A 25,980-nucleotide genomic window follows, 5' to 3' on the forward strand; every position below is an offset into this window, starting at 1 on the left:
AGTTCTTACAAGTGACATCTACTCTCTGGGAATCCAAGCCTCATAGCTGTCGCTTGAACTGGCGTGCTCAGACGTAGTACGCAACGAGCCGGATGGAAAATAAGCATGCTTAGTGCCAGTAAGGTTAGGAAGATGTGACTTTTCCCAGCTATAGTGAGCACCATCAGCCTTAAGAGGAATCTTAGAGGTAGTGTAATGCAACCAACCGAACCACTTAGGTGGAACCTTGCTTGGCTCCGCCATACCTTTATAAATTACCCAGCGCTTAGCTTTTCTGTTCTTTGGATTTTTTTTCTCGGTAAAATAACGGTTTCCAAACTCGTCCTCACCAACTAGCACGCCATTAAAATAAGTAAAAAGTCTTGTTGTAATCGTCATATATAATCAATAATCCAAAAAGCTACGAAGTTTACGAGAACGGGAAGGATGTTTCAGTTTACGCAAAGCTTTCGCCTCAATCTGACGTATCCGCTCACGAGTAACCGAAAATTGTTGACCAACCTCCTCAAGGGTATGATCCGTATTCATTCCGATTCCAAAACGCATCCGTAAAACCCTTTCTTCACGCGGAGTAAGAGAGGCTAGAATACGAGTTGTTGTCTCCCTAAGATTTGACTGTATGGCCGCGTCAAGAGGCAATATAGCGTTTTTATCCTCTATAAAATCACCAAGATGAGAGTCTTCCTCATCACCAATAGGTGTCTCTAACGACACAGGTTCTTTAGCGATTTTCATCACCTTACGCACCTTATCAAGCGGCATAACCAAACGCTCAGCTAACTCCTCAGGAGTCGGCTCACGCCCTATTTCATGAAGTATTTGCCGCGAAGTACGCACGATCTTATTTATAGTCTCAATCATATGCACAGGAATACGGATAGTCCTCGCCTGATCCGCTATAGAACGAGTAATAGCCTGCCTTATCCACCAAGTCGCGTAAGTAGAGAATTTATAACCACGACGATACTCAAACTTATCCACCGCCTTCATAAGGCCAATATTACCTTCCTGAATCAGGTCAAGGAATTGCAAACCTCTATTGGTATATTTTTTAGCTATAGAGATAACCAAACGCAAATTCGCCTCTATCATTTCCTTTTTGGCTCTATTAGTTTCACGCTCACCTTTCTGCACCGCCATTATCATCCGCTTGAATTCACCTATATCAAGCTCAGCGGAGCCAGCTATTTTGGCTATTTCCGAACGTATCTCCTCTATTTCATTAATGTCTTTTTCTACAAATTCTTTCCAGCCTTTATCACTACGCTTTGCCATCAGTTCTATCCAGTCAGGCATAAGCTCGCTTCCAATATAGGCCTCAAGAAAAACATCTCTTTTAATCTTACGATTCTCAGCAAGCCTTAACAGACGACCTTCTAATCCCATAAGCTTTTTGTTTATCTCATATAAACCATTAATCAGCCCTTCAACACGCGCTATAGTAAAACGCACACCAAGCATAAGCTCTACAAGCTCTCTGTGCAATTTTGTGTATTTCTTATCATCGTCCTTGCTGTATTTACCGTCACCAAAGGACTTATTCATACGTTTTTCCTGAAGAACACGCATCTTTTTACTTATTTTAGCGAACTTATCCAAAGTCTCAAGTATCTGCGGCTTCAAAGTATTTTCCATAGCGATCAGTGAAAGACCACTATCCTCATCATCCTCTTCGTCACCATCATCTTGCATCTGATAATCTTCGTCATCTTCTATATCATCATCCTCTTCAGCGGAATCATCTTCTTTAGCACTACTACTAGAAGCGTCTCCTCTTCTTTCAACGTCCACCGACGAAAAATCCTCTGAATCACCGCCAGCGCCATAAGTAGCGTCAAGATCTATAATATCACGTAACAAAATAGTCCCTTCATCAAGCTCATCACGCCATGATAATATTTCCTTCATAACCATCGGGCATTCACATAAAGCGCCAACCACAGTCTCACGACCAGCTTCTATACGCTTAGCGATTTCTATCTCACCTTCACGCGATAATAGCTCAACATTGCCCATTTCACGCAGATACATACGCACTGGATCATCAGATCTTCCAGCGTTCTCAATCTCTTCTCCAGAGGGAGAATTATCCCCGTCATTATCTTCCGAGTCTTGACTATCTTCTTGAACATTAATATCCGCTTGAGAAAGAGCGGCTATAGCAGCCTCTATAATCTCAGGCGAGAACTGATCCGCCGGCAATATATTATTCAACTCGTCATAAGTTATAAAACCTCGCTCTTTTCCCAAAGCCAGTAATTTGCGAACAATATCACGCTGCAGCTCCTGTTTTTCTGATTTTTCAGCTTTATCAGTTTTTTTTACCGATTTACTGGCAACTCGCTTATCAGAAACTTTATCAGCATTATCTTCAGCAACCTTCTTATTAGAGGTGTCACGCTTAGAGTTAACTAATGATTTAACAGCTTTCCTTGATATTTGCTTTTTATTATCTTCAACACTCATACTTTTTTTTGCCACTTTTCCTACAGTCCTTTTTACAGCGACAGGCTTCTTCACCTTACTTGCTGTTTCGCTAGATACTTTCGCGGTCTTTGAGGAAGCGTTCTTACTAGGAAAGGTTTTTACGCCATCTCCAGATTTTTCCCTTGTTTTTTTCGCGACAGCTTTACCTGCACCTGAAACTGATTTTTTTTTATTTGTTTCTTTACCCATATTGAGTTTATTGTCCTTCTCGTTATTTTCACCTAATAATAACCACCACATAGTCCCCCCGTATAAAACGGCAAACGCATCGTGACCGCCAAGAGCCACAATATAAATCAGAACTCACAACCTAAAACATACGCTAAACAGCGTAGATATAAGGCTTTTTTTATAAAATTCAACACTTTTCTATAAAATACTTAAAATATTAATTACCAATTTATTATTTGGGATTTTTTGTAAATATTCTAAAACCTTATACAACAATCAAAACCCACGGAAAACTCGCCTATATAGAAACTTCGAAATAATCAGTTTTGCACCGTGTAGCGAGCGAGATACCTTTATTTTTATGGGGAAAAATGAAGGTATTTTACTATATATCAAAACACAAAATGTATAAATTAGCATATGGTTAACAAGATACATTAATGTTAATATTTAATTAAATATATATATTGACAAATCACAAGAACCAATATAGTTATCAATCCGCAATATTAACTAATTAATCTAAGGATTGTATCATGAAAACTATCATAAATTTCTTAAAATCAGAAGATGGTGCTACTGCTATTGAGTATGCGCTTATTGCTTCTCTTATCTCAATTGTGGCTATTTTCGCTCTTGGAAGTACCGGTAAGAATGTCTCTAACTCTTTTAGCAAAGTAGCAAGCTCTATAAGCTCGGCTATCAACTAAAAATTAGTTAACGATTTAGCTATTCTTGGTATCTAATAATACGTTACAGATTTCATACACGTACTGTTTTTCGTATTTTAGATATGTCTTGATTGGAAAATCTAAAATTTTAGATAAATTTTAGACGAGTTTTATATTCTTTTTTTTGCTTACTCATTGACCAACAATGATTTTTTTGGCATAATCGTAGGCAGCTGAGTAACTCAGCGTATATTTAACTTTATAGTTCTTTCAAGGAGAATAGTTTATGAAAAAAATAATAAATTTCTTAAAGTCAGAAGATGGTGCTACTGCTATTGAGTATGCGCTTATCGCTGCTTTGATTTCAATTGTTGCTATCGCTGCTATGACCAGCGTGGGACAAAACGTAACTAACTCTTTCAGCACAGTAGCAAGTACTCTTACTTCTGCCGCTGGTCGTTAATATTACGTCCTAATTATAAGGCTCTCTGTGTGAACAGGGAGCCTTTTTTTATTTTCTTATACATTAACTGATTAAGCTACATCTGTATATTCATCAACATCCTTTCCACATAGTGTACCAAGCTTTTCTTCAGCCTGCTTTATTTCCTCTCCTATTGAGGCAAGCTTAGAAAGAGCTATTTCATACTCATCATTACCTATTATCCCTATTCTTTCCTGTAATTTTTCTTGATCATTTCGTAAACGAATAATCTCATAAGGCAAAACCGCCGCCTCCCATAACTTCACAGAATCACCACCAGATTCAGCAATGTTATACTCCCGGATTTCTTCCATCATTTGATCACTATATAAATTGTCATTTATATATTTTGTAAAAGAATCTTTATCAGACAAATCAACTTCAACCGCCGCTTCCAAAAAAATATTTCTGATATTTATCAAATCAGATGAAACTGCGTCTATACGCGACAAAAACTCTTCAATCTCTTTTCTATTAAGTAAATCTGGATAATAAGCTACAACAGACATTATCTTTTTAACAGAAGACTCTAAGAGATATTCTTTATTATTTCCCGCGAACTTTTCAACATGATGTGACCTGTCAACTTCAATAGTGCTTTTTCCTCTATATTTCTTAACATTATTATTTCTGGTCACACTTAAATTTTTATTTTTATACGCTACTGAGTCATTAGATTTTTTTCTGTCCCATAGCTGTTTACGAAAATAACTCAAATAATACTGACGAATAGTCATGTCATTTATTCTACTGGCTATATTCTGACAATCACTATCTAAAGCCGCCTGTTCCTCCGCTACCGTTAAATCATATTTTGCCGATAAGCTATCCCACAAAATTTGAGAAATACGCTTCGCGGAAAATAGGGTTTTCTCAAAACCAACTTTGCCATATTTACGTGTATAAGAATCTGGATCCTCTCCCGAAGGAAGGCTAGCGTAACGCAACGAATAACCAGCCTTAAGCAAAGGCAAAGCGATGTCAGCGGTTCTAAACATAGCTCTTCTACCAGCATTATCAGCATCAAGACAAAATATTGGCTCTTTAACCAACTGCCATAAAAGTCTTAAATGATTATCAGTGACCGCCGTTCCAAGAGTCGCCACACAATAGGGCACGCCAGCCTGCACGCTCATGACCACATCCATGTAGCCTTCCATAACCACGATCGTATTATGTTCTCTTGCCGCTTTTTTCGCCTGATCAAAATTAAATAATAACTCTCCCTTCTTAAATAATTGGGTTTCAGGAGAATTAAGGTATTTTGGCAGCTTTTTATTACTATTATTTATAAGTCTACCACCAAAAGCTATTACTTTTCCTGAGGAATTACGTATAGGAAACATTATACGACCACGAAAACGATCATAAATCCTACCATTATCAGGAACTATTATAAGTCCTGCCTCCTTCTGTAAAGACTCAGAAAAACCTTCTTTGATAAGATAATTATACAAATCTGAATTATTTTCAGTAGCATAACCAATACGAAAAGAATGTATAGTCTCGTCTTTAACACCACGACCAGAGATATAATCCCTAGCGATTATCCCGTTTCCTCCCGATAAATTTCTTTCAAACCACAAGCATGCCGCTTCCATGACATCATAAAGGTTCTTTTCTTGCTTAACTTTAATACTATCTTGAGCGGTCATAGCAAGAATTTCTATACCAGCCTCTCTCGCTAAATTTTTAACCGCCTCACCATAAGAAACTCTCTCAAAGCGCCTAACGAATTCTATCGCGTCTCCATGAGCGCCACAGCCAAAACAATGGAAGAAACGCTTATCGTCATTTATGGTAAATGATGGTGTTTTTTCATTATGAAAAGGACATAAACCCTGATATTCTCGCCCATGCTTCTTTACCGGCATACGCCTGCCAATAACTTCTGATACCAAAAAAGCGGAGCGAATACGTTCTATCAGTGATGGATTAAATTTCATAAAACTCTTATATAATCAAAACCTCTCACAGAGGTAAACTTAAAACAAAATATAACTCTTAAAAACTATCATGAATATACATCATAGAGATCAAAATTACTTCATAAAAATTGATGAGAAGAATATTCCAATAAACATAAAAAAGCACTACTCATCACGCAAGATTACAATAAGCTATCTCCCATTAAAACAATCTATAAACATAACCATACCTAAGAGATGCTCAACAAAACAGGCGATAAAATTCGCTAACGAAAAATATTCATGGATAACAAATCAAATAAATCAATATAAAAACATCAAAGAATTTCATGACAAACAAATAATATCAGTATTAGGAAAAGATATTATGCTGCGCCATATAGGTGGTCGTGGCACTACAAATCAAAAGGAAAATATCCTTTTTATTTACGGTGATAGTGAATTCATGAAAAGAAGAGTAAAAAAATGGCTTATTCAGGAATTACGAAACAATATAGTCAAAATCAGCACCAATTACGCTAATAAAATAGGCGTAACTTTTGGGAAAATAAATATCAGAGATACCAGCACCCACTGGGGAAGCTGTAGCACAAAAGGTAATTTATCTTTTTCTATCAGACTCATATTCGCTCCCTACGAAATCCTTGAATATGTGATAGCTCATGAAATAGCTCATATAAAAGAGCATAATCATAGCAAATATTTCTGGGATCTGGTAGAAACAATATATCCAAATTTCAGAGAAGCCGAAAAATGGCTCAAAGAAAACTCTAAATCTCTATATATGTATGAATTATAGCCCTATTCCTATAAGCTAAATAATCAGGAAGCTAGCGACATCCCCATGCGCATAACCGTGATATAATAAGTCACGACAATAATAGAAAAAAGCACCAAAAACAAAACTAGGTTCTTTCTCTTTCTTAAATCCTTAAAATCCCTATCAGACACAAATCACTCAATAATTAAACTTTTTTACTCTTATTCGCTATCAACATCTGATTCCCTATCCCTGCGTACCCAATCAAGCACTATAAGTACAAACAGGGTAAACATGCTACCAAGCACAAACGAACTACCTATAAGATAAATAGTCTGATGGGAAAAGTCAGAAAGAAACTGCGCTTTTTCAATAGCTGAACTTTTTTCCATAAAAATTCCCTTTAATAAGGCAAATATCCTAAATCAACAAATACCCAACCATCCACCATTATAGCCGTAAACAATATAAACAGATAGATGATAGAAAAAATAAATGTTTTACGTGCCCATTTATCACCATCATCTGTTAATATTTTATGAACATGATATAAAAAATATAAGTTAAGTAGCAAAGCGCACACAGCATATACCAACCCCGCCATCCCTAAAGCCGACAAAATCATTGTACAGCCAGCAAGCAAATAGGTATATATTATTATCTGTGTTTTTGTGGCTCTCTTCCCAGCTACTACCGGCATCATTGGAATACCAGCCTTTTTATAATCATCATTCTTATATAAAGCCAATGCCCAAAAATGCGGCGGTGTCCATAAAAAAATAATCATAAATAGCAAGAATGAGTGCACAGTAACATCACCAGACACAGCGGCCCAACCAATCATCGGGGGAAAAGCTCCCGCCGCACCTCCAATTACAATATTTTGTGGAGTACTCCTTTTAAGCCACATCGTGTAAATAACCGCGTAAAAGAATATCGCGAAAGCAAGGATAGATGCCGCGAGCCAATTAAGAGCGAGCCCCATTATCATTACTGAGAAAGCAGAAAGGAACAAACCAAAAGCTAAAGCGTCATCAGGATCTATTACACCTTTTGGAATAGGGCGGTTCTTAGTACGGCTCATGATAATATCAATATCACGGTCATACCACATATTGATGACTCCTCCCGCGCCAGAAGCAAGAGCTATACAAAACACCGCCAATATCTGCTGAAATAAATTTATGTAACTACCGGTAAAAGATAAAGCAACAGACATACCGACAAGACCAGTAAAAACCACAAGAGTCATAACCCGCGGTTTTAGCAAAGTTATAAAATCAGATACTGTAGATGAAGCTCCATAATCAGATGCCTGCAATAGACTATTATTCATAAATAACTATTCCTTCACCATCAATACTGACAACTAGCGAATGTCCATAAATTATTTTACAGTCGGCAATTTATCAAAACTATGAAAATCAGGAGGAGAAGGCAAATCCCACTCTATCGTCGTTCCACCATCCCACTGCTTCTCTGGACATTTTTTACCAAACTTAAAAGCGTGAAAAACAACAAACAGGAAGAATATAGCGGAAGCAGCCGCTATGTAAGATCCTATTGAAGAAACATAGTTCCATCCAGCGTAAATATCTGGATAGTCTGGAACCCTTCTTGGCATACCAGAAAGACCTAAGAAATGCTGCGGGAAAAATGTAAGATTCGTGCCAATAAAGAACATCCAGAAATGTATTTTCCCTAGAGTTTCGGAATATACGCGTCCTGACATTTTACCGAACCAATAATAAAAAGCGGCGAATATACCAAATACCGCGCCAAGTGACATAACATAGTGGAAATGCGCGACCACATAGTAAGTGTCGTGCATAGGAATATCAACAGCGGCGTTAGCAAGAACTATTCCCGTAACCCCACCAGCGACGAACAAGAAAATAAACCCAAGCGCGAAAACCATAGGAGTCTCAAAAGTAATAGAACCTCCCCACATAGTTCCAAGCCATGAGAACACCTTAACACCTGTTGGAACCGCGATAATCATGGTCGCCACCATATAGTAAGAGCTACTATCAACATCCAGACCAACTGTGAACATGTGGTGCGCCCACACTATAAAACCGAGAAAGCCTATAGCCGACATAGCGCAGACCATACCCAAATACCCAAATATTGGCTTACGAGAAAAAGTGGAAACAATCTCACTGATAACCCCAAAAGCTGGAAGTATCAGAATATAAACCTCTGGATGACCAAAAAACCAGAATAAATGCTGATAAAGAATTGGGTCACCACCACCAGCCGGATCAAAAAAGCTGGTTCCGAAGTTACGATCCGTAAGTATCATGGTAATCGCTCCACCAAGAACCGGAACCGCGAAAATCAACAAAAACGCTGTAACTAAAATTGCCCATGGAAATAACGGCATTTTAAATAAACTCATACCAGGAGCACGCATGTTAAATATAGTAACAATAAAATTTATTGCCCCAAGCACTGAGGATATACCAGCGAGATGGAGTGCGAATATAGCCATATCCACCGACATACCGGGCTGTGAGGCAAGCATGGATAGCGGCGGATATAACGTCCAGCCAGTACCAACTCCCTCATCTATAACCGCTGATCCCATAAGCAACAACAACGATGGCACAAGCAACCAAAAACTTATATTATTCATACGTGGGAAAGCCATGTCTGGCGCGCCAATCATCAGAGGAACAAAATAATTACCAAAACCACCTATAAGAGCTGGCATCACTAAGAAAAAGACCATCAACACAGCATGAGCGGTAAGCACCACATTATACATCTGATAATTATCGGCGAATAATGTGCCACCAGGATGAGCAAGCTGCACGCGAAGTAACACAGAAAACGCTGTACCAGTTAAACCAGCGATTACAGCGAATACCAGATACATTACACCTATATCTTTGTGATTTGTAGAACAAAGCCAACGACTTAAACCTTTTGGCGTATGGTCATGAGCGTGATCAGTCATTTAATTCCCCTACTAATTCTTGTTTCCACTAACAATATTTTTATCTTTTGATTTAATAGCGCTCTTTTCTGCTGAAACTTTTTCAACAGGCTTATCCACACCATTTTTACTTGCCACCCAATTAGCGAACTCCTCTTTGGAGACAACGTCAATTACGATTGGCATAAATCCATGACCAACGCCACATAGCTCTGAGCATTGACCATAAAACCTTCCAGTTCTATTTGCTTTGAACCATGTTTGATTAAGCCGCCCAGGAACAGCGTCTATCTTCACTCCAAACGCCGGAACGGCAAAAGCATGAATGACATCAGCACCTGTAACTAATACTTTTACTACGGTATCTACAGGAACAACCAAGCGGTTATCCACAGCAAGAAGACGGTGATCTCCTTCCTTCAATTCATTATCCTTCAATATATAACTATCAAAAGATATATTGCCATTATCAGGATATTCATAATGCCAGTACCATTGATGCCCTGACGCTTTTATCGTCATATCAGCATCAACATCTTGATCCATATAGTAATGCAAACTAAGACTCGGAATAGCAATAGACACCAATACAAGTATTGGTATTACTGTCCACACTATTTCAAGCTTAGTATTATGTGATTTTTTACTGGGAACTGGATTCCTCTTACGATTAAAGCGCACACAAATAATCGCGAGAATGGTAAGGACAAAAATAGGTATAGCAAAACATATCACCAATAAAATATTGTGCATCCATACTAATTCTTCCATGACTGGTGTCGCTGGCGGCTGTAGATTTAACTGCCATGGCTTTGCCATTCCCTCATATAGCTTATCAGAGGCGTTTGCCACTGCTATAAAACCCAGCGTTAATATATTAGATAATAAAAATATTTTTTTCATCACTACACACTTTTACAAATATTTCTCAAATGAACGATAAACCAAATAGCAATATAAAAATCACGAAATAACTAGACGTTAAAACGGTTTGTAAACTTTCCTTGCCTATTGTGCAACAATTTTTGTATCTTATTATAAAATAATTATTTAATAATGTTATTATATGACAAAAAACAATTTACTAGATGATATATTTTTTAATAAAACCGAACTGGAAGAAAAGCCTGTTTGCTCCATCGTGTCCAACTCTCTGTCATCAATGGATGACGGTGAGCTATTCCTAGAATATGTCCAATCAGAATCTTTTATCTTTGATGATGGAAAATTAAAATCCAGCAGCTTTAATACTGAAAAGGGATTTGGTTTACGCTCAGTTCTTGGCGAAGCTAGCGCCTACGCTCATTCTAGTGAGCTTACCGAAAAATCTCTATTAAGAGCCGCTGAAACAGCGAAAGCGGTTAATTATGGTCAAAAAAACATACATTACGACCTGACTCCAGCTTTTGGCACTAACAAACATCTATATACCGATATTAATCCGCTTAATGAAATGCTATTTCAGGAAAAAATAGAAATTCTTAAAAATATAGATTGTTATTTACGTACCGCAAACCCAAAAGTAAAACAAGTATCAGCCTCTCTTTCCGGTCAGTGGCAAGCGGTCAGGATAATAAAAGCGGATGGTCTTGTAGCCGATGATATACGACCTTTAGTCCGTCTTAATGTTAGTGTTATAGCCGAACATAATGGTAGAATGGAAAGTGGCTCAGCCGGAGCTGGCGGCAGAACTTTATACACCAACTATCTAAATGAAAAAAATTGGAAATCTTTGGCTGATGACGCTTTGAGGCAAGCTCTGATAAACCTTGATTCCGTTCCCGCGCCTGCCGGTGAAATGCCAGTAATACTTGGCGCTGGCTGGTGTGGGGTGCTGCTTCACGAAGCGGTTGGTCACGGTCTAGAAGGTGATTTCAACCGAAAAAAAACTTCGGCTTTTGCCTCACTTATGGGCAAACAAGTTGCTAGCAAAGGTGTTACGGTAGTTGATGACGGAACTATAATGGATCGCAGAGGCTCTATCTCTATAGATGATGAAGGAACTCCTAGCGGACGTAGTATATTAATAGAAGATGGTATCCTAACCGGCTATATGCAGGATCGTCTAAACGCCCGCCTCATGGGAGTAAAAGCTACCGGAAACGGCAGACGAGAAAGCTATTCTTGCCAACCAATGCCACGTATGACTAATACTTACATGTTAGCTGGCAATGATGATCCCACAGATATTATCTCATCAGTAAAAAAAGGTGTTTATATAACTCATATGGGTGGCGGACAGGTTGATATAACTTCTGGAAAATTCGTATTCTCAGCCTCTGAGGCCTATCTTGTTGAAAACGGCAAAGTAACCTCGCCGATAAAAGGCGCGACATTAATCGGCAATGGACCTGATTGCCTTACCAAAATCAAAGCAATTGGTAATGATATGAGCCTAGATAATGGGGTTGGAACCTGTGGCAAGGGCGGTCAATCAGTTCCGGTTGGAGTTGGGCAGCCAACCCTACTTATAGAACCTATAACCGTGGGTGGAACTAGAATTTAGACTATACTTATCTTCGTAAAAATCTACTGACTTTCACATGGGACGTAGCTGAAGACTCACTCGGCCTGCTGACCGAGTTTCTTGCCCATATCCTTAAACTTAATCCCCATAACCTAGCACCTAGAACCTATGCTCACACATGCAGCAAATGCTTAATATATTGCTTAACATATATTTTTTCTTAACCTGACTTTTGTTACAATTCTGTTACGAAACGATTACAGAACTGTGAAATATTAGTTAACGACATTATTTTAGTTTGCACTCCTGATAAGTTTTGGTTACTATTTATTCATAGGGATTAATTTAGAATTAAAATATAATTATTAAGTATACAGGGGAAAAATTATGGTTTTTAGTGGAAAGCATCCTATTGAAGTGAGTATAGTTGGTGGAACTCCTGAGGGTATGGCTACCGCTCAAGCACATCAGAACCAAATTACTGGTGGCGTGAGTGCCAACGAGATAAATGTACAACATGTAACAAATGTACGAAATGATGACCGACAGATGGCAGTTAGCTAAAATCTCCTAGTTGTATTAAAAAGCCGCCTTAGCGCGGCTTTTTTTGTTTAAAGGAATTGGAGATCTGAAGAAATAAGGAACAAGAAACGAGGTCAGTAGACCGAGTCAGCCCTACGGCATTAACTTCCCCGTATACCTCATGCGTGGTCATTAGACCACGCGAGCCTTCAGCAATGCTCCATGCGAGGGACAGTAGTCCCGTAGCGGGAGCGAAATAAAATGCTCAGCAGACCGAGTCAGCCTTGAGCATAGAAAACGCTCTATATATGAATAGCCCGCTTAAGCACATCAAGAGCCGCTTCTTTTACCGCCTCATTAAGCGCGGGATGAGCATGGCAAGTACGAGCAATATCCTCACTTGAACCACCAAATTCCATCACCGCTACCACTTCAGCTATCAAAGTTCCAGCGTGTGGTCCTAAAATATGAACTCCCAAAACCCTATCGGTCTTAGCGTCCGCTATGATTTTTACAAAGCCATCAGTCTGTCCTACAGCCCTGCCTCTGCTATTTGCCATAAAAGGAAATTTACCAACTTTATAGTCTATGCCGGATTTTTTGATCTCTTCCTCTGTTTTGCCGACGCTTGCCACTTCCGGCCAAGTATAGACCACACTCGGTACTAAATTATAATCAACATGTGGTTTTTGCCCAGCCATCCCCTCAACAGCCGCTATTCCATCCTCTTCTGCCTTATGAGCAAGCATAGGACCAGCAATAACATCACCTATGGCGTAAATACCGGAGATATTAGTCTCAAAATTACCCCTAACCTCTATACGCCCTCTTTCATCCAACTTAACGCCAGCTTTTTCAAGTCCAAGACCATCTGTATAAGGTTTACGACCGATTGACATCAGCACTACATCACCCTCTATCTCACTAGCCTTACCGCCACCAGCTGGCTCCACCTTAAGCTTCACATTTTTACCTGTACTATCAGCGGCAACAACCTTACTGCCCAACATAAAGCTCATACCTTGCTTTTCCAGTAAGCGCTTAAATTGCTTAGATACTTCCGCGTCCATTACGCCACCGATACTATCCATAAACTCAACAACAGTAACTTTCGCGCCAAGCCGTCGCCAAACCGAGCCAAGCTCTAAACCGATAACACCACCACCAACAACGATTAAATGCTCAGGAACTTTCTCAAGAGTAAGAGCTCCGGTGGATGACACTATCTTTTTTTCATCAATTTTAATGTTCGGAAGACTGATAACATCAGAACCGGTAGCGATCAAAACACGCTCGGTTTTCAATATTTCCTTACCGTCAACTACCACTTCATTCGTGTTTTTTATCTCACCACTGCCTTTAACATAGCTGACATTATTTTTTTTGAATAAACCTTCAATACCTTTGGTAAGATCAAGAACAACCTTATCCTTACGAGCCTGCATGGTTTTAAGATCCAACTCTACTTTTGCCTTAATACCATGAGTGGCAAAATTATGACACGCGTCCTCAAATTTTTCTGAACTCTCAAGTAGAGCTTTGGATGGGATACAACCGACATTAAGACATGTCCCGCCAAGCGCGCCACGTTTTTCTACGCAAGCTACTTTCATACCAAGCTGCGCCGCGCGGATAGCCGCGACATAACCACCCGGCCCGCCACCAATAACCACTAGATCAAATTTTTTCTCAGACATTTTTGTTCCTTTTTTACTTCACTTTATTATTTGCCATGTTAGGGCTTAACGGATTAACATCAATTTTTTGCTCTCTTGGAAAAACTACAAGATCCATATCCTCCATTTGGATAGCACCAAGCAAAACCTCATCACCCATAACCAAAGCACCAGCAAACGAAGTCCTATTTCCAAAACTAACCTGCACAGGACCAACATAAGGAATTGATTTTTCTCTTCCATCTGCGAAAGTCACATCTCTATTTTCAACAGCTTCCAGTTTTAGCTGCGTTACAATATGCTGGGGTATACAAAGCATAATCGCACCAGTATCCGCCAGCGCCCGCACTTTCATTGACCCTAAATCAGGCATACGAGGATTACCGATAGTTATCTCCCCATAAGCTAGCCCCATAATTTCCTCCGAATTATGTAAACATTAAAATAAAGATATACACCCACTAATCATAAAAATAAGAGGTATCACAAAAAACACTCTAACCATAATTATTCTCCTTTATTAAAGGCCTAACAATTATTAAAGACCTAATAACAACCTTCTTGGATCTTCAATAGCTTCCTTCACTTTAACTAAGAAAGTAACCGATTCTTTACCATCAATAATCCTGTGGTCATAAGAAAGAGCGACATACATCATCGGACGAATTACCACCTGCCCACCAACCGCAACCGGACGTTCCTCAGTTTTATGCATTCCAAGAATCCCAGATTGTGGCGGATTAATAATCGGGGTAGACATTAGCGAACCATAAACCCCACCATTAGATACGGTAAAAGTACCTCCGGTAAGATCATTCATTGACAAAGTGCCAAGCCTTGCTTTTTCCGCTAACGCACCAATTTCCTTTTCTATTTCGGCAAGCGACATCTGATCAGCGTTACGCACTACCGGAACAACCAGCCCTTGCGCCGTACCGACCGCGACACCTATATCATAATGGTTTTTGTATATAATCTCATCACCATCAATCTCAGCGTTTACCGCTGGAATTTCTTTTAGCGCGCTCACCGCCGCTTTTACGAACATGGACATAAAGCCAAGACGCACCCCATACTTCTTCTCAAAAGCGTCTTTATATTCCTTGCGCATAGCAATTATATTGCTCATGTCAATTTCATTAAAAGTAGTAAGAATAGCGGCGTTATTCTGAGAATCTTTCAAACGCTTGGCGATTACCTGACGTAACTTACTCATTTTCACCCGTTCCTCACGCGGCTCCTGTGAGTCGGGAGTTTTATGAGCATTGGAAGAACTACCAGATCCAGAAGAAGCTTCAATAACATCGCCTTTCGTCACTCTTCCGTCTTTACCACTTCCAGCGATATCAGAAGAAGATAGACCTTTCTCATCCATTATCTTACGGGCGGCAGGACCAGATTGTGGCTTACTAGAGCCACCTTCATTCCCTGCTGCGTTCGTCTCAGCCTTTCTATCTTCTTTTGCTGGCTCTGACTTAGAAGCGCTAGGTGCTTTACCCGCGACTCCAACATCAATCAACCCAAGAACCGCTCCAACCTCTACGGTTTCTTCCTCTTTTACCGCTATTGATTTAAGCGCGCCACCAGCAGGAGCGTTAACTTCTATTGTAACCTTATCAGTCTCTAACTCCACTATAGGTTCATCAGCTTGTACGTTATCTCCTACTTGCTTAAACCATTTAGAAACTGTCGCCTCAGATACTGATTCGCCAAGTGAGGGAACAATAATCTCTCCAGCCATAATCTTTGCCCTTTTTACCTATATATTAGTTACCACAAATAAAAATATTATATATTTTTATTCAATTTTACACTTTCTTCCATCTTTACTCGTCACTTTCATTTATGGTTAGACGAGGCAAGTAGCGATGGAAACCTTATCTTTCGGATAAAGTTTTATACTCGCATCATATAAAAATCACCCAAAACGAGTATAATAATTTGAATATAACCACGATAACAACTACTCGCATTGAACGCTAAAGTCACCCTTTTTTCAATATAAAAAATCACTAAAAAACAATTCACTATAAATAAGCTAGCTACAACACATAATTGACATTTTATAACAAAAATGGTAGATTGGGTTATGAATTTCAGAGACATTATAACCATAGATTCAAATATACGCTCTGGCAAGCCATGCTTGTCTGGCACCCGTATTGCCGTAAGTGACGTGTTAGAATATATGGCTTCTGGGATGACTGCACAGCAAATCTGTAATGACTTTCCTGAGATTACGGCTGAGCATATTCAAAGCTGTTTGGCATTCGCCGCTAATCGTGAGCAACTAATCCACCAAGCAAATTTTAAGTGAAGTTATTATTAGATCAAAATTTATCAAGGTTTTTGCTGGACGATTTATGCACCATTTGGAAAGAAAGCACACATGTTCATATACTAGGCATGGAGCAAGCATCTGATAAAAAAATTTGGGATTTTGCTGCGAAAACTGGATATATTCTAGTATCCAAAGATAATGATTTTGTACGTATGGCTACTCTGTTTGGCGCACCGCCGAAAGTCATATTTTTATCTATGGGTAACGCTACAACAGATGATATAAAACATTGCCTTGTTAAACATAAAGATACTATAAATGAATTCTATAATAACGTAACAGAATCATTATTAATAATATCATAAAAAATGACTAAAAAACATAATAAAGAAAGAATATATCTGTACGATTCCACATTGCGTGATGGAGCACAAGCACGTGGTATAGATTTTACCGTAACTGACAAACAGGCGATAGCGCGCGCGCTGGATAAAATCGGAATTGATTATATAGAGGGCGGCTGGCCAGGAGCCAACCCTAATGATGACGCTTTTTTTGAGAATCTTCCCTCAATAAAAAAAGCGAAAATCTCCGCTTTCGGCATGACTAGAAGAAATGGTCGTAGCGCGGGTAATGATCCCGCGCTTAACGCTCTTTTGGAAAGCGGCGCTCCTTCTGTCTGCATAGTAGGAAAGAGCTGGGATAAACAAGTTAAGTCTACTCTTGGCGTATCCCTTAATGAGAATCTAAAAATGATCGCTGATTCCATATCCCATATCACAAAAAATAAAAGAGAAGCTCTCTATGACGCTGAGCATTTTTTTGATGGTTACAAATCAAATCCTGAGTTTGCTATAGACTGTTTGAAAGCAGCGTCAGACGCTGGCGCGCGCTGGATTATACTTTGTGATACTAATGGTGGGTCTTTACCTTTTGAGGTTGAGGAAATAGTTGGTGAAGTCACTAAACACATAGATGGTAAAAATCTTGGCATACACTGCCATAATGATACAGAAAGCGCGGTCGCTAACTCCCTAGCGGCAGTACGGGCTGGCGTAAGACAAGTACAAGGAACAATAAACGGTATTGGCGAGAGATGTGGTAACGCTAATCTTATCTCAATTATCCCAAACTTGATGCTAAAAATGGGTTACACTACCGGAATAAATGAGGATAAACTTCAGAATCTTACTTCTCTGTCGCACCTGCTCGATGAAAGGCTTAACCGTGTTCCTAACCGTCACGCTCCTTACGTCGGAGACGCTGCATTTGCCCATAAGGGTGGTTTGCACGTATCAGCTATGGCAAAGGATTCCACCAGCTATGAACACATAAAGCCAGAGCTTGTCGGTAATCAGCGAACTATTTTGGTATCTGACAAAGCTGGAAAATCAAATATATTAGAACGACTTACCCAGTTTAATATAAAAATACAAAAAGATGATGATAGGATAAACCAGTTGGTAAGTGAAGTAAAACAGCGTGAGAAAAAAGGCTATGCTTACGAAGGAGCAGAAGCTAGCTTTGAATTACTAACAAGACGCTTTCTTGGCAGTGTCCCTGAATATTTTGAAGTGGATAGCTTTCGGGTAATTGACGAACGTAGACATTCAGCTAAGGGTAAAATAATAAATGTTTGTCAGGCTACCATCAAAATAATCATAAATGGTGAGGAATTCTTAAGCGCGGCGGAAGGAAACGGTCCAGTAAACGCTTTGGATGGCGCTTTGCGTAAAATATTAATACCACATTTTCCACTGCTGAAAGACGTATTACTTACTGATTATAAAGTAAGAATACTCACTCCACAGGACGCTACCAAAGCGATTACTAGAGTCATGATTGAGTCACGTGATAAAAAAGGCGATATATGGAATACTATTGGCGTTTCAGAAAATATAATAGACGCTTCTTTCAACGCTTTACATGACTGCGTAACTTATAAGCTGATGAAAGATTTTAAGCGAAAATAAATCAAAATGACTATGCCTATAATAATCCTAATCCGTCCGCAAATGGGAGAAAATATTGGAGCGGTAGCGCGCGCCATGAAAAATTTTGGTATTGACGAACTAAGAATAGTCCAACCACGTGATGGCTGGCCAAACCCTAAAGCTATAAGCATGTCAGCGGGAGCGGAGGGTATAATTGAGAAAGCCACAATATACCAATCATTTAGCGAATCCATGAAAGATATAAAAATAGCTTACGCCACCACCGCTAGAGGACGTGATATAAATAAACCGGTTATTTTACCACAACAGGCAGTATGTGAAGCAAAAAGCCTTTGTAATAACAGTATAAAATGCGCATTTATATTCGGCCCAGAAAGAACGGGATTAGAAAATGATGAACTAACCTTGTGTGACAAGATAATTACTATTCCAACAGCTCAGAAAGCATCGCTTAATCTTGCCCAATCAGCAGTTATAATCGGTTATGAATGGCTTAAAAATATTGATACGGAAAATAAGACATATAGAGACATCAACCAGCCAGCGCCTAAAGAAGATATGTTCGGACTGTTTGAGCAAATGGAAAATTATCTTGATGAATGTGAGTATTTCCGTACCTCCCATAAAAAACCAATAATGTGGCAGAATATTAGAAATATGCTACTGCGCGGGAATTGGAACAGCCAAGAAATCCGCACCTTCAGAGGACTAATCCGCAGTTTGTGGGAATATAAAAAATAAGCCTAAACAAGAATAACCTAACTACTTAGTTAGCCTGACGACGCAAGAAAGCCGGTATATCAAGATACTGATCATCATCCTGTGTTCTAGAGCGCTCTTCGGAAGAATTTTGCGGATTAGTTCTCTGAACTATTTGTACTCTTGGCTCTTCTTTCTCTACATATTCATCATCGCTATAACGATTAGAAAGAGACTTGCCAGCCTCCGCCATTTTCCTTAAAAAACCTCTAGCGGAAGATGCCGCCTCCCGCATAGCGCTGGTATGCTCACGCTGATTAATCATAGACGGAGTAGCCTTGATTACCGTCTCCACTTCTGAGGAAGCAACAGCGGTCTCCACAGCTTGCGGAATGTTTATAGGCTCATTTAACAACGGCTTTACCTTACTATTATCATTAAGCTCGCTACTTACAACATCACCAACATGCTCTTCTTTTTTTGCGACATCTCTTACATTATCAGTTTTATCAAAACGTGCCGCAGCTCCCCCAGATATTTGCTCAAACTGCTGCCTTATCGGACTTTGCGTACCACTACTTACAGAATTAATCGGCGCTACTTTCTGCGCAGCTTTTATCGGCTCAGACTTTATAGGAGCGTTAAAACTGTACGGTTTCCTCGCTTCCGTCGCGCCAGAGGACTTATTACCGATCGGATTATTTTCTTTTAAGGCATCAATACCAGTAGCTACAACTGAAACCCTCATTTTTCCATCAGAGCTTTCATTAAAGGTAGAGCCAAAAATAATATTAGCGTCAGGATCAACTTCATCACGAACACGATTTAATGCCTCATCAACCTCAAACAAAGTCATATCCAAACCACCAGTCACATTCACCAATAACGCCTTAGCGCCCTTAAGCGATACATCATCAAGTAGCGGATTAGAGATGGCAGCCTCCGCCGCCTCAACAGCCCGATGCTCACCAGTAGCCTCGCCAGTTCCCATCATCGCTTTACCCATTTCTAACATCACTGTTCTTATATCAGCGAAATCAAGATTAATCAGGCCAGGTTTTACCATAAGATCGGTAACACCACGAACCCCTGAATGTAAAACCTCATCGGCCATTTTGAACGCATCAGCAAAGGTAGTATGCTCATTGGCGATTCTAAACAAATTCTGATTTGGTATCACTATTAGAGTATCAACATAATCTTGTAATTCTTTAAGACCAGACTCAGCAAGATTCATCCGGTGCCTTCCCTCAAACTGGAAAGGCTTAGTTACAACAGCGACTGTAAGTATTCCTTGTTCCTTAGCGATACGCGCGACCACAGAAGCCGCTCCTGTACCAGTACCACCACCCATTCCAGCGGTTATAAACACCATATTGCTGCCCTCTATATGAGAAGCGATTTCCTCACCAGCTTCCTCAGCAGCGTCACGCCCCACAGACGGATTAGCGCCCGCGCCAAGACCTTTAGTAATCCCAGCGCCTAGCTGAATAGTACGCTCGGCAAGTGAACGATCCAGCGCCTGCGCGTCAGTATTAGCGACGACAAAATTAACCCCCTCAAGAGCGGAGGCAATCATGTTATTTACAGCGTTACCGCCAGCGCCACCAACTCCAATCACCGTAATTGTCGGACGCAAATGCTCTGCTTGAGTTGGAATATTGATGTTTATCGCCATACATGCCCCCTAAAATATTTTCAGTTCCATTTAAGGAATACCACACTAACAATATATATTGAACATTTTTATGACATTTGCCACTATATTCTGTAAAAAATTCAAAAAAATATTTTCTACCTATTTCTTATGCAGAACATAAATCACCCATATACATTTGTAGAAACCGAACCATATGAAAAGGGCTTTGCGGCATATTATACTGAACATATAGTACCGATTGCAAAAACATATGAAAAGAACAGAAAAAATATCATAAAAAAGAATAGGGTGAACGCGCTATTAGCGGTTACCACAGGAATTGGTTCGTCTTTTGCCATGATAAAGTCCGCATGGATTGTTAAAACTATCTCCAAGACCAGAAAAGGAGGGCGTTTGTTATTAATTCCACCGCTAATTTGTTGGTGGTTCTTTGTTCGTAGACCGAAACGTAAATATTTTTCAGGTCAAAAAGAAAAAGTTATGCGCCCAATATTAAAATTCATGGGAGATTTTAATTATGAGTCATCTGGTAATTTACCAGCAAAGATTATCGCCAATCATACAGGTTATTTTGGAACGGCAAATATTTTTCCATTTGAGGATCACATATCGTATAGAAAAGGAAAAGTATCCTGTAAAATATTTGAAAGGACAGGAATAGTATTTCTGTATTTTGAGCTTACTGATAATATCGGTATTGATGCTGTATTAACCAGCAGAAAAGAAAAAGGTGTTCTATCAAGAACACAAACAGATGAACTTTATGCCTCACTGAAAAAAAGACTATTAAAAAGAAGAAAGTTAAATAAAAAACCTACATATATAGATCCAAAATTTGATCAATATTTTGATCTCTACCTAAAATATGGTGAACTAGATACAAGCTGGATAACTGATAAATTTACCGATGAGCTAATATCCCTAAACAAAGCTTTTGATAAAGAGGGAATGCTGTTTTCTATAAAAGACAATCAAGTTTTCGTAGAATTGGAAACGCAGCATAATTTGTTTGAAGTTGGCACATCGTACAGTGAGCATTCTATAAACGCTCAAAACATCAAAAAACTGCTAAAAGAACTGGATTTCACTATTAATCTTACAAATCTCATTAACAAGAGACTAGAAAATATTCAGCTTTCTTACCTCCAGAACACTCTGTAACACACGATAAGTTTAAGAGCTTTTTTTGTCTTCTTCTTTACTACCGCTCGTCGCGGCTGAAAAACCAGCGAAACGATTTTGGAATTTTTCCATCTGACCAGTTTTGCGGAGATTCACTCCACCAACCCATGCTGGATGAGTCTTCGGATCAACATCAAGTTGTAAAACAGCCCCCTCGCTTCCCCAAGTTGAGTAGCTCTCATATTTCTCACCATCAGTCATTACTATTGTAATTTTATGGTAATCTGGGTGAATTCCCTGTTTCATAACTTGTTATCCCTAAATAAATTATTCTCAAAAGAGGTGACTTTCTAAAGTAAAGAACGTGATATTTCAAGCAAAATAGTATAGTTTAGACAAAATAAGTGTATTTTTCAGAAAAAAAGATTGAAATTTCATGAATCAGGCACTAATCACTATCTCCTTGCCACATATCAAAGTTGCTTGACAGAAAACCAACTGTCCAAATCATGGGGGGATAGCTCAGTGGTTAGAGCAGGGCGCTCATAACGCCTTGGTCGGGGGTTCAAATCCCTCTCCCCCCACCATCTAATTTATGATTTATCATTAATTTCTAACCATTTGACTATATATATATTTGTCGCTAACCTAGCTAGGATAACTATATATTAAATCGCAATTTATTATTGCAATTCATAAGCATGGCAGGGAAATATGCTAAAATATCTACCTTTCTCTTTATCACTATTTCTGTTGGTAAGCTGTGCTCCACAAAAGCAACAAAATATAAAAACTTCTGATACACCTGCTACATCACCAAAATCTTTGATAGCTGATGACCAATATGGTGACCCAGAACTTGGTTATATCGGTGATGATATACCAACAGTAAAAATAGCCTTATTAGTACCTCTTACTGGAAAATCAGCAGCAGTTGGTGAATCCATGCTGGACGCGGCTACGCTCGCAGTTTATGACAGCTACCTTGCTACTCCTGCGAACAACATAAAAGCGAAAATAGTAATCCTGCCAAAAGACACCGGCAACTCAACATCTGAGACTATTAACTCAGCAAATGAGGCTATTGAGCAAGGAGCAAAATTTATTATAGGTCCTCTGTTTAGCCAATCTGTCACAGCTATAAAACCAATAGCAAAAGAAAAAAATATCCCTATTTTAAGCTTTTCTAATAATAAATCTGTGGCGTCTGAAGATGTATATACCTTTGGTTTTCTTCCTGAGCAACAAATAGAAAGAATAGCTGAATATTCCTATCTTCAGGGATTTCAAAAGGTAGCTCTGCTTGCTCCTAATAATGAATATGGAGAAAAAGTCCAAGAAGAGCTAAGCAAAATTTACTCAAGAAAAGGTGGCGTTGTCTCCCCATCGGAATTGTACGCGCCAAGTGTTGCTAATATAAACGCCGCTATCTCACGTATCGTCGGTTTCTACAATAATTCCCCTGATGAGAGAAAATTCCAAGCTATTTTTGTAGCCAACAGCGGAATACATATGAGAAACATTATAAAAGCGTTGCAAAAAAATAATGTTGATCTGGATAAAATAAAAATTATCGGAGCGGGAATATGGTATGATAAAAAACTCTCAAAAATACCACAAATGCGTGGTGTGTGGTTTCCAAGCCCACCTGAGAAACCTATGGAAATTTTTATAAAACGATTCACTACAGCCTACGGTTATCAACCAAACCACATGTCAGCTCTTTCTTATGACGCTGTAACCCTAATAACCAGCATCGCGATGTCAGGAAAAGAAATAAAAAAAGAATATCTAACCGATAAAGAAGGATTTAATACCCCTGTTGGCGGCTTAGTAAGGCTCCTAGAAAATGGGTTGTCAGAACGTAAGCTTGCGATATCTAAAGTGCAATCCGACGGTTTTCAAATAATTGATAGACCAGATATCTCATTCAAAATAAAATAATTTTATTCCTTACGTTAACGTAACATTAATTAACTTACGCTACCATTTTTCATCATAGGCAGATTTTCACTATCAATACACAACTACTAGGGGTTTATAAAATGTTGAAATTTATATCTAATTTAAAAATATCTGTTGCTATTTTCTCATTAGTGGCGGGTGCTCTTATTGCTATCATGATACTGTCATCCCAGATAATAATGGGAGACATGACTAAGCTAAGTGGGATAAACAAAATGTCTCAGCTCGTAGAGCTTTCAACAAAGTTGAGTAACCTGCTACATGAGCAACAAAAAGAACGTGGATATACTGGGGTTTTCGTAGGTAGCGGCGGAACTAAATTGGAGAGCGAACTAAATAAACAACGTTCCGACACTAATGAAAAGAAACAAGAATTAGAGTCTTTCCTTACGAATTTTGACAATAAAGCCTATGATAATGAGTTTAATAAATTATTCAAATCTGTCATGTCTGATTTAGATAAAATGGATAGCACTCGTTCTTCAATAAGCTCTTTATCATTAGCGAAAGCTGATGCCATAGGATATTATTCAAGTCTTAACGCGAAAATAATTAATCTAGTAGCGTATACAGCGAATTTAAGTCCTGATCCGCAAGTAGCTCTTGCTATAGTCGCTTTCTCTAATTTTATGCAAGGTAAAGAATTTTCCGGTATAGAAAGAGCTGTGGGCGCTGGTGGTTTTGGTGCAAAAGTTTTCTCTGAAGCAGAGATCAATAAAATAAAATCATTGATATCATCACAAAAAGCCTATGAAAAAGTATTCCTTTCGTACGCTTCTGACGAGCAGAAAAAACTTTATGACAATGTACTATCATCTTCTGCTACTAAGGAAGTGGCTCGTATGGAAGACATCATAACCAATAATGTCCCAGAAGAAGTATCAGCCGTTGATGGTGGATATTGGGTTAGCACCATAACCAAAAAAATCGATGGTATGAGAGAAGTTGAGGAATCATTCGCTGATACTCTACTTACTAAAATGTCTCACAGCCTTAAAGAAGCAAGTTCGTCTCAGATGAGCAATATTACTATCATAGCTATAACCACTGCTCTTATAGTTATATTCTCATACGCTATCGCAAGAGCACTTGTGAAATCTCTAAACGTTGTAGCAACAGCTACTGAAGAGCTTGCTGAAGGTAATCTTAATACCAACCTTCCTCCACGCACCAACAATGAGGTAGGAAAAATCGTTTCCGCCCTAGAGATATTCAAAGAAAATGCTCTGCAAATGGAAAAAATGAAACAGGAACAAGCAGAGCAAGAGAAAATCGCTGCCGAGAGGAAACGTCAGGAAATGACTAAAATGGCTGATAGTTTTGAACAATCAGTTAAGGGTGCCGTTTCTCAAGTAGCAAGTTCAGCGGCGCAAATGCAATCTGGCGCTGAGAGTGTTACTCACATAGCTGAGGACACCAAAACACGCTCTACCATAGTAGTAAACGCCTCTAATGAGGCGGCGCAAACCTCTACTCAGGTTGCCTCAGCCGCTGAAGAGCTTACCGCTTCTATTAAAGAGATAAGTGATCAAACGCAAAAATCCAGTCAAATCGCTAATGATGCCGCTTCTAAAGCTGAGTATGCCAGAGACGCGATCAATCTCCTTTCTGAAAGGTCAGCGAGTGTGGCTCAGATTATTGAGGTTATCACTGGTATAGCTGGTCAGATTAACCTTCTAGCTCTTAACGCGACCATTGAGTCAGCCCGAGCTGGTGAGGCAGGGAAAGGTTTCGCGGTTGTGGCTTCTGAAGTTAAAAATCTAGCTAATCAGGTTGGTAAAGCAACTGATGAGATAACCCAACAAATTAACGAGATGCAAAATGCTACTAAAACCTCCGTTGATTCAGTTATGGATATCGCTAACATTATCAGTCAGGTATCAAGCAGTACCTCAGCGGTTGCTACCGCTGTTGAGGAACAATCAGCCGTAACCAGAGAGATTGCCCATAATGTGGCGCGCACTTCTAGTGGCACACAGGAAATATCTCAAAACATGGTTTCTGTTCAAGAGGGAGCTGAAAAGACAGGTTCCACCGCTATACAAGTTCTTGATTCAGCTAAGAATCTTAATCAACAGTCCGAAATATTAAAGCAGAAAGTTGATGAGTTCTTACAAACAATCAGAACTGCTTAATATAAGCATACCAAATTAAGCCTCTCTTTATACAAGTAAAGAGAGGCTTTTTTTAT

Annotated in this window: 24 protein-coding genes and 1 tRNA gene; 13 read left to right on the forward strand and 12 right to left on the reverse strand. The window is 39.1% G+C overall.

Annotated features, from left to right (window positions below; genetic code table 11):
* Positions 1 to 18: 18 nt before the first annotated feature.
* Both R3D71_11120 and rpoD read right to left on the reverse strand, forming a co-directional pair.
* Entirely contained in the window at positions 19 to 378 is a 360-nt protein-coding gene (locus tag R3D71_11120) for an NADH:ubiquinone oxidoreductase subunit NDUFA12 (protein ID MEZ5692196.1), read from the reverse strand.
* A 6-nt stretch (positions 379 to 384) separates the two neighbouring features.
* Complete coding sequence (rpoD, locus tag R3D71_11125; GenBank protein ID MEZ5692197.1) at positions 385 to 2,727, reverse strand: RNA polymerase sigma factor RpoD; 2,343 nt, start codon at positions 2,725 to 2,727, stop codon at positions 385 to 387.
* Positions 2,728 to 3,194: 467 nt separating this feature from the next.
* Between rpoD and R3D71_11130 the strand changes: the two genes are divergently transcribed.
* Together R3D71_11130 and R3D71_11135 are read left to right on the forward strand one after the other, a co-directional pair.
* On the forward strand, positions 3,195 to 3,368 hold the full coding sequence (locus R3D71_11130; GenBank protein ID MEZ5692198.1) for a Flp family type IVb pilin: 174 nt from the start codon (positions 3,195 to 3,197) through the stop codon (positions 3,366 to 3,368).
* Positions 3,369 to 3,615: 247 nt separating this feature from the next.
* Positions 3,616 to 3,792 carry a Flp family type IVb pilin gene (locus R3D71_11135; protein MEZ5692199.1) on the forward strand — a complete coding sequence of 59 codons (177 nt, stop codon included), beginning with the start codon at positions 3,616 to 3,618 and terminating at the stop codon, positions 3,790 to 3,792.
* A 71-nt stretch (positions 3,793 to 3,863) separates the two neighbouring features.
* On the opposite strand, the gene dnaG is transcribed toward R3D71_11135, so the two are convergent.
* The gene (dnaG, locus tag R3D71_11140) at positions 3,864 to 5,759 is read right to left on the reverse strand and encodes a DNA primase (GenBank protein ID MEZ5692200.1); all 1,896 of its coding nucleotides are present in this window, start codon (positions 5,757 to 5,759) and stop codon (positions 3,864 to 3,866) included.
* Between the two features lie 70 nt (positions 5,760 to 5,829).
* On the opposite strand from dnaG, the gene R3D71_11145 reads away from it, so the two are divergent.
* Positions 5,830 to 6,540, forward strand: a complete 711-nt coding sequence (locus tag R3D71_11145; GenBank protein ID MEZ5692201.1) for a SprT family zinc-dependent metalloprotease — start codon at positions 5,830 to 5,832, stop codon at positions 6,538 to 6,540.
* 182 nt (positions 6,541 to 6,722) lie between these two features.
* Here the strand turns inward: R3D71_11145 and R3D71_11150 are convergent, their stop codons facing one another.
* The 4 genes from R3D71_11150 to coxB are packed head-to-tail and all read right to left on the reverse strand — an operon-like array spanning position 6,723 to position 10,345.
* Positions 6,723 to 6,893, reverse strand: coding sequence for a hypothetical protein (locus R3D71_11150; GenBank protein MEZ5692202.1), 171 nt, complete (start codon positions 6,891 to 6,893; stop codon positions 6,723 to 6,725).
* A gap of 11 nt (positions 6,894 to 6,904) precedes the next feature.
* The gene (cyoE, locus tag R3D71_11155; GenBank protein ID MEZ5692203.1) at positions 6,905 to 7,837 is read right to left on the reverse strand and encodes a heme o synthase; all 933 of its coding nucleotides are present in this window, start codon (positions 7,835 to 7,837) and stop codon (positions 6,905 to 6,907) included.
* A 51-nt stretch (positions 7,838 to 7,888) separates the two neighbouring features.
* A complete protein-coding gene (gene ctaD / locus R3D71_11160) occupies positions 7,889 to 9,463 on the reverse strand; it encodes a cytochrome c oxidase subunit I (protein ID MEZ5692204.1) in 1,575 nt (524 codons plus the stop codon).
* Between the two features lie 12 nt (positions 9,464 to 9,475).
* Entirely contained in the window at positions 9,476 to 10,345 is an 870-nt protein-coding gene (gene coxB, locus R3D71_11165; protein MEZ5692205.1) for a cytochrome c oxidase subunit II, read from the reverse strand.
* Positions 10,346 to 10,508: 163 nt separating this feature from the next.
* On the opposite strand from coxB, the gene tldD reads away from it, so the two are divergent.
* Complete coding sequence (gene tldD, locus R3D71_11170) at positions 10,509 to 11,948, forward strand: metalloprotease TldD (protein MEZ5692206.1); 1,440 nt, start codon at positions 10,509 to 10,511, stop codon at positions 11,946 to 11,948.
* 348 nt (positions 11,949 to 12,296) lie between these two features.
* Positions 12,297 to 12,473: a hypothetical protein gene (locus R3D71_11175; GenBank protein ID MEZ5692207.1), complete on the forward strand. Its 177-nt coding sequence runs from the start codon at positions 12,297 to 12,299 to the stop codon at positions 12,471 to 12,473.
* Between the two features lie 260 nt (positions 12,474 to 12,733).
* Here R3D71_11175 and lpdA read toward each other — a convergent pair whose 3' ends face one another.
* From lpdA to odhB, 3 genes are all read right to left on the reverse strand, one after another.
* Entirely contained in the window at positions 12,734 to 14,128 is a 1,395-nt protein-coding gene (lpdA, locus tag R3D71_11180; GenBank protein MEZ5692208.1) for a dihydrolipoyl dehydrogenase, read from the reverse strand.
* Positions 14,129 to 14,141: 13 nt separating this feature from the next.
* Entirely contained in the window at positions 14,142 to 14,522 is a 381-nt protein-coding gene (locus tag R3D71_11185) for a clan AA aspartic protease (protein ID MEZ5692209.1), read from the reverse strand.
* A gap of 123 nt (positions 14,523 to 14,645) precedes the next feature.
* Positions 14,646 to 15,848, reverse strand: a complete 1,203-nt coding sequence (odhB, locus tag R3D71_11190) for a 2-oxoglutarate dehydrogenase complex dihydrolipoyllysine-residue succinyltransferase (protein ID MEZ5692210.1) — start codon at positions 15,846 to 15,848, stop codon at positions 14,646 to 14,648.
* A gap of 348 nt (positions 15,849 to 16,196) precedes the next feature.
* Between odhB and R3D71_11195 the strand changes: the two genes are divergently transcribed.
* Genes R3D71_11195 through R3D71_11210 form a run of 4 tightly spaced genes read left to right on the forward strand, consistent with a single transcriptional unit; the run spans position 16,197 to position 19,084 of the window.
* Positions 16,197 to 16,424, forward strand: coding sequence for a DUF433 domain-containing protein (locus R3D71_11195; GenBank protein ID MEZ5692211.1), 228 nt, complete (start codon positions 16,197 to 16,199; stop codon positions 16,422 to 16,424).
* Complete coding sequence (locus tag R3D71_11200) at positions 16,421 to 16,753, forward strand: DUF5615 family PIN-like protein (protein MEZ5692212.1); 333 nt, start codon at positions 16,421 to 16,423, stop codon at positions 16,751 to 16,753. The genes R3D71_11195 and R3D71_11200 overlap by 4 nt, the downstream gene beginning before the upstream one ends.
* A gap of 3 nt (positions 16,754 to 16,756) precedes the next feature.
* Positions 16,757 to 18,361, forward strand: coding sequence for a citramalate synthase (cimA, locus tag R3D71_11205; protein MEZ5692213.1), 1,605 nt, complete (start codon positions 16,757 to 16,759; stop codon positions 18,359 to 18,361).
* Between the two features lie 6 nt (positions 18,362 to 18,367).
* Positions 18,368 to 19,084 (forward strand): RNA methyltransferase, encoded by a 717-nt coding sequence (locus R3D71_11210; GenBank protein ID MEZ5692214.1) that lies wholly within the window; start codon positions 18,368 to 18,370, stop codon positions 19,082 to 19,084.
* A 25-nt stretch (positions 19,085 to 19,109) separates the two neighbouring features.
* On the opposite strand, the gene ftsZ is transcribed toward R3D71_11210, so the two are convergent.
* Positions 19,110 to 20,720, reverse strand: coding sequence for a cell division protein FtsZ (ftsZ, locus tag R3D71_11215; protein ID MEZ5692215.1), 1,611 nt, complete (start codon positions 20,718 to 20,720; stop codon positions 19,110 to 19,112).
* A gap of 129 nt (positions 20,721 to 20,849) precedes the next feature.
* Between ftsZ and R3D71_11220 the strand changes: the two genes are divergently transcribed.
* Positions 20,850 to 21,863 (forward strand): DUF3137 domain-containing protein, encoded by a 1,014-nt coding sequence (locus R3D71_11220; protein ID MEZ5692216.1) that lies wholly within the window; start codon positions 20,850 to 20,852, stop codon positions 21,861 to 21,863.
* 12 nt (positions 21,864 to 21,875) lie between these two features.
* Here the strand turns inward: R3D71_11220 and rpmE are convergent, their stop codons facing one another.
* Positions 21,876 to 22,130, reverse strand: a complete 255-nt coding sequence (gene rpmE / locus R3D71_11225; GenBank protein MEZ5692217.1) for a 50S ribosomal protein L31 — start codon at positions 22,128 to 22,130, stop codon at positions 21,876 to 21,878.
* Between the two features lie 205 nt (positions 22,131 to 22,335).
* Here rpmE and R3D71_11230 point away from each other — a divergent pair.
* The 3 genes from R3D71_11230 to R3D71_11240 all read left to right on the forward strand — a co-directional run bounded on the left by R3D71_11230 (position 22,336) and on the right by R3D71_11240 (position 25,924).
* A tRNA-Ile gene (locus tag R3D71_11230) sits at positions 22,336 to 22,411 on the forward strand.
* A 127-nt stretch (positions 22,412 to 22,538) separates the two neighbouring features.
* Positions 22,539 to 23,768, forward strand: a complete 1,230-nt coding sequence (locus R3D71_11235) for a penicillin-binding protein activator (protein MEZ5692218.1) — start codon at positions 22,539 to 22,541, stop codon at positions 23,766 to 23,768.
* 101 nt (positions 23,769 to 23,869) lie between these two features.
* The gene (locus R3D71_11240; protein ID MEZ5692219.1) at positions 23,870 to 25,924 is read left to right on the forward strand and encodes a nitrate- and nitrite sensing domain-containing protein; all 2,055 of its coding nucleotides are present in this window, start codon (positions 23,870 to 23,872) and stop codon (positions 25,922 to 25,924) included.
* Positions 25,925 to 25,980: the final 56 nt, after the last annotated feature.

The sequence above is a fragment of the Rickettsiales bacterium genome, assembly GCA_041396965.1.
Lineage (GTDB): Bacteria > Pseudomonadota > Alphaproteobacteria > Rickettsiales > SXRF01 > SXRF01.

Coding starts and splice junctions, on each gene's coding strand:
- R3D71_11120 (MEZ5692196.1), bottom strand. CDS start 378: ATGACGATTACAACAAGACTTTTTACTTATTTTAATGGCGTGCTAGTT.
- rpoD (MEZ5692197.1), bottom strand. CDS start 2,727: ATGTGGTGGTTATTATTAGGTGAAAATAACGAGAAGGACAATAAACTC.
- R3D71_11130 (MEZ5692198.1), top strand. CDS start 3,195: ATGAAAACTATCATAAATTTCTTAAAATCAGAAGATGGTGCTACTGCT.
- R3D71_11135 (MEZ5692199.1), top strand. CDS start 3,616: ATGAAAAAAATAATAAATTTCTTAAAGTCAGAAGATGGTGCTACTGCT.
- dnaG (MEZ5692200.1), bottom strand. CDS start 5,759: ATGAAATTTAATCCATCACTGATAGAACGTATTCGCTCCGCTTTTTTG.
- R3D71_11145 (MEZ5692201.1), top strand. CDS start 5,830: ATGAATATACATCATAGAGATCAAAATTACTTCATAAAAATTGATGAG.
- R3D71_11150 (MEZ5692202.1), bottom strand. CDS start 6,893: ATGGAAAAAAGTTCAGCTATTGAAAAAGCGCAGTTTCTTTCTGACTTT.
- cyoE (MEZ5692203.1), bottom strand. CDS start 7,837: ATGAATAATAGTCTATTGCAGGCATCTGATTATGGAGCTTCATCTACA.
- ctaD (MEZ5692204.1), bottom strand. CDS start 9,463: ATGACTGATCACGCTCATGACCATACGCCAAAAGGTTTAAGTCGTTGG.
- coxB (MEZ5692205.1), bottom strand. CDS start 10,345: ATGAAAAAAATATTTTTATTATCTAATATATTAACGCTGGGTTTTATA.
- tldD (MEZ5692206.1), top strand. CDS start 10,509: ATGACAAAAAACAATTTACTAGATGATATATTTTTTAATAAAACCGAA.
- R3D71_11175 (MEZ5692207.1), top strand. CDS start 12,297: ATGGTTTTTAGTGGAAAGCATCCTATTGAAGTGAGTATAGTTGGTGGA.
- lpdA (MEZ5692208.1), bottom strand. CDS start 14,128: ATGTCTGAGAAAAAATTTGATCTAGTGGTTATTGGTGGCGGGCCGGGT.
- R3D71_11185 (MEZ5692209.1), bottom strand. CDS start 14,522: ATGGGGCTAGCTTATGGGGAGATAACTATCGGTAATCCTCGTATGCCT.
- odhB (MEZ5692210.1), bottom strand. CDS start 15,848: ATGGCTGGAGAGATTATTGTTCCCTCACTTGGCGAATCAGTATCTGAG.
- R3D71_11195 (MEZ5692211.1), top strand. CDS start 16,197: ATGAATTTCAGAGACATTATAACCATAGATTCAAATATACGCTCTGGC.
- cimA (MEZ5692213.1), top strand. CDS start 16,757: ATGACTAAAAAACATAATAAAGAAAGAATATATCTGTACGATTCCACA.
- R3D71_11210 (MEZ5692214.1), top strand. CDS start 18,368: ATGACTATGCCTATAATAATCCTAATCCGTCCGCAAATGGGAGAAAAT.
- ftsZ (MEZ5692215.1), bottom strand. CDS start 20,720: ATGGCGATAAACATCAATATTCCAACTCAAGCAGAGCATTTGCGTCCG.
- R3D71_11220 (MEZ5692216.1), top strand. CDS start 20,850: ATGCAGAACATAAATCACCCATATACATTTGTAGAAACCGAACCATAT.
- rpmE (MEZ5692217.1), bottom strand. CDS start 22,130: ATGAAACAGGGAATTCACCCAGATTACCATAAAATTACAATAGTAATG.
- R3D71_11235 (MEZ5692218.1), top strand. CDS start 22,539: ATGCTAAAATATCTACCTTTCTCTTTATCACTATTTCTGTTGGTAAGC.
- R3D71_11240 (MEZ5692219.1), top strand. CDS start 23,870: ATGTTGAAATTTATATCTAATTTAAAAATATCTGTTGCTATTTTCTCA.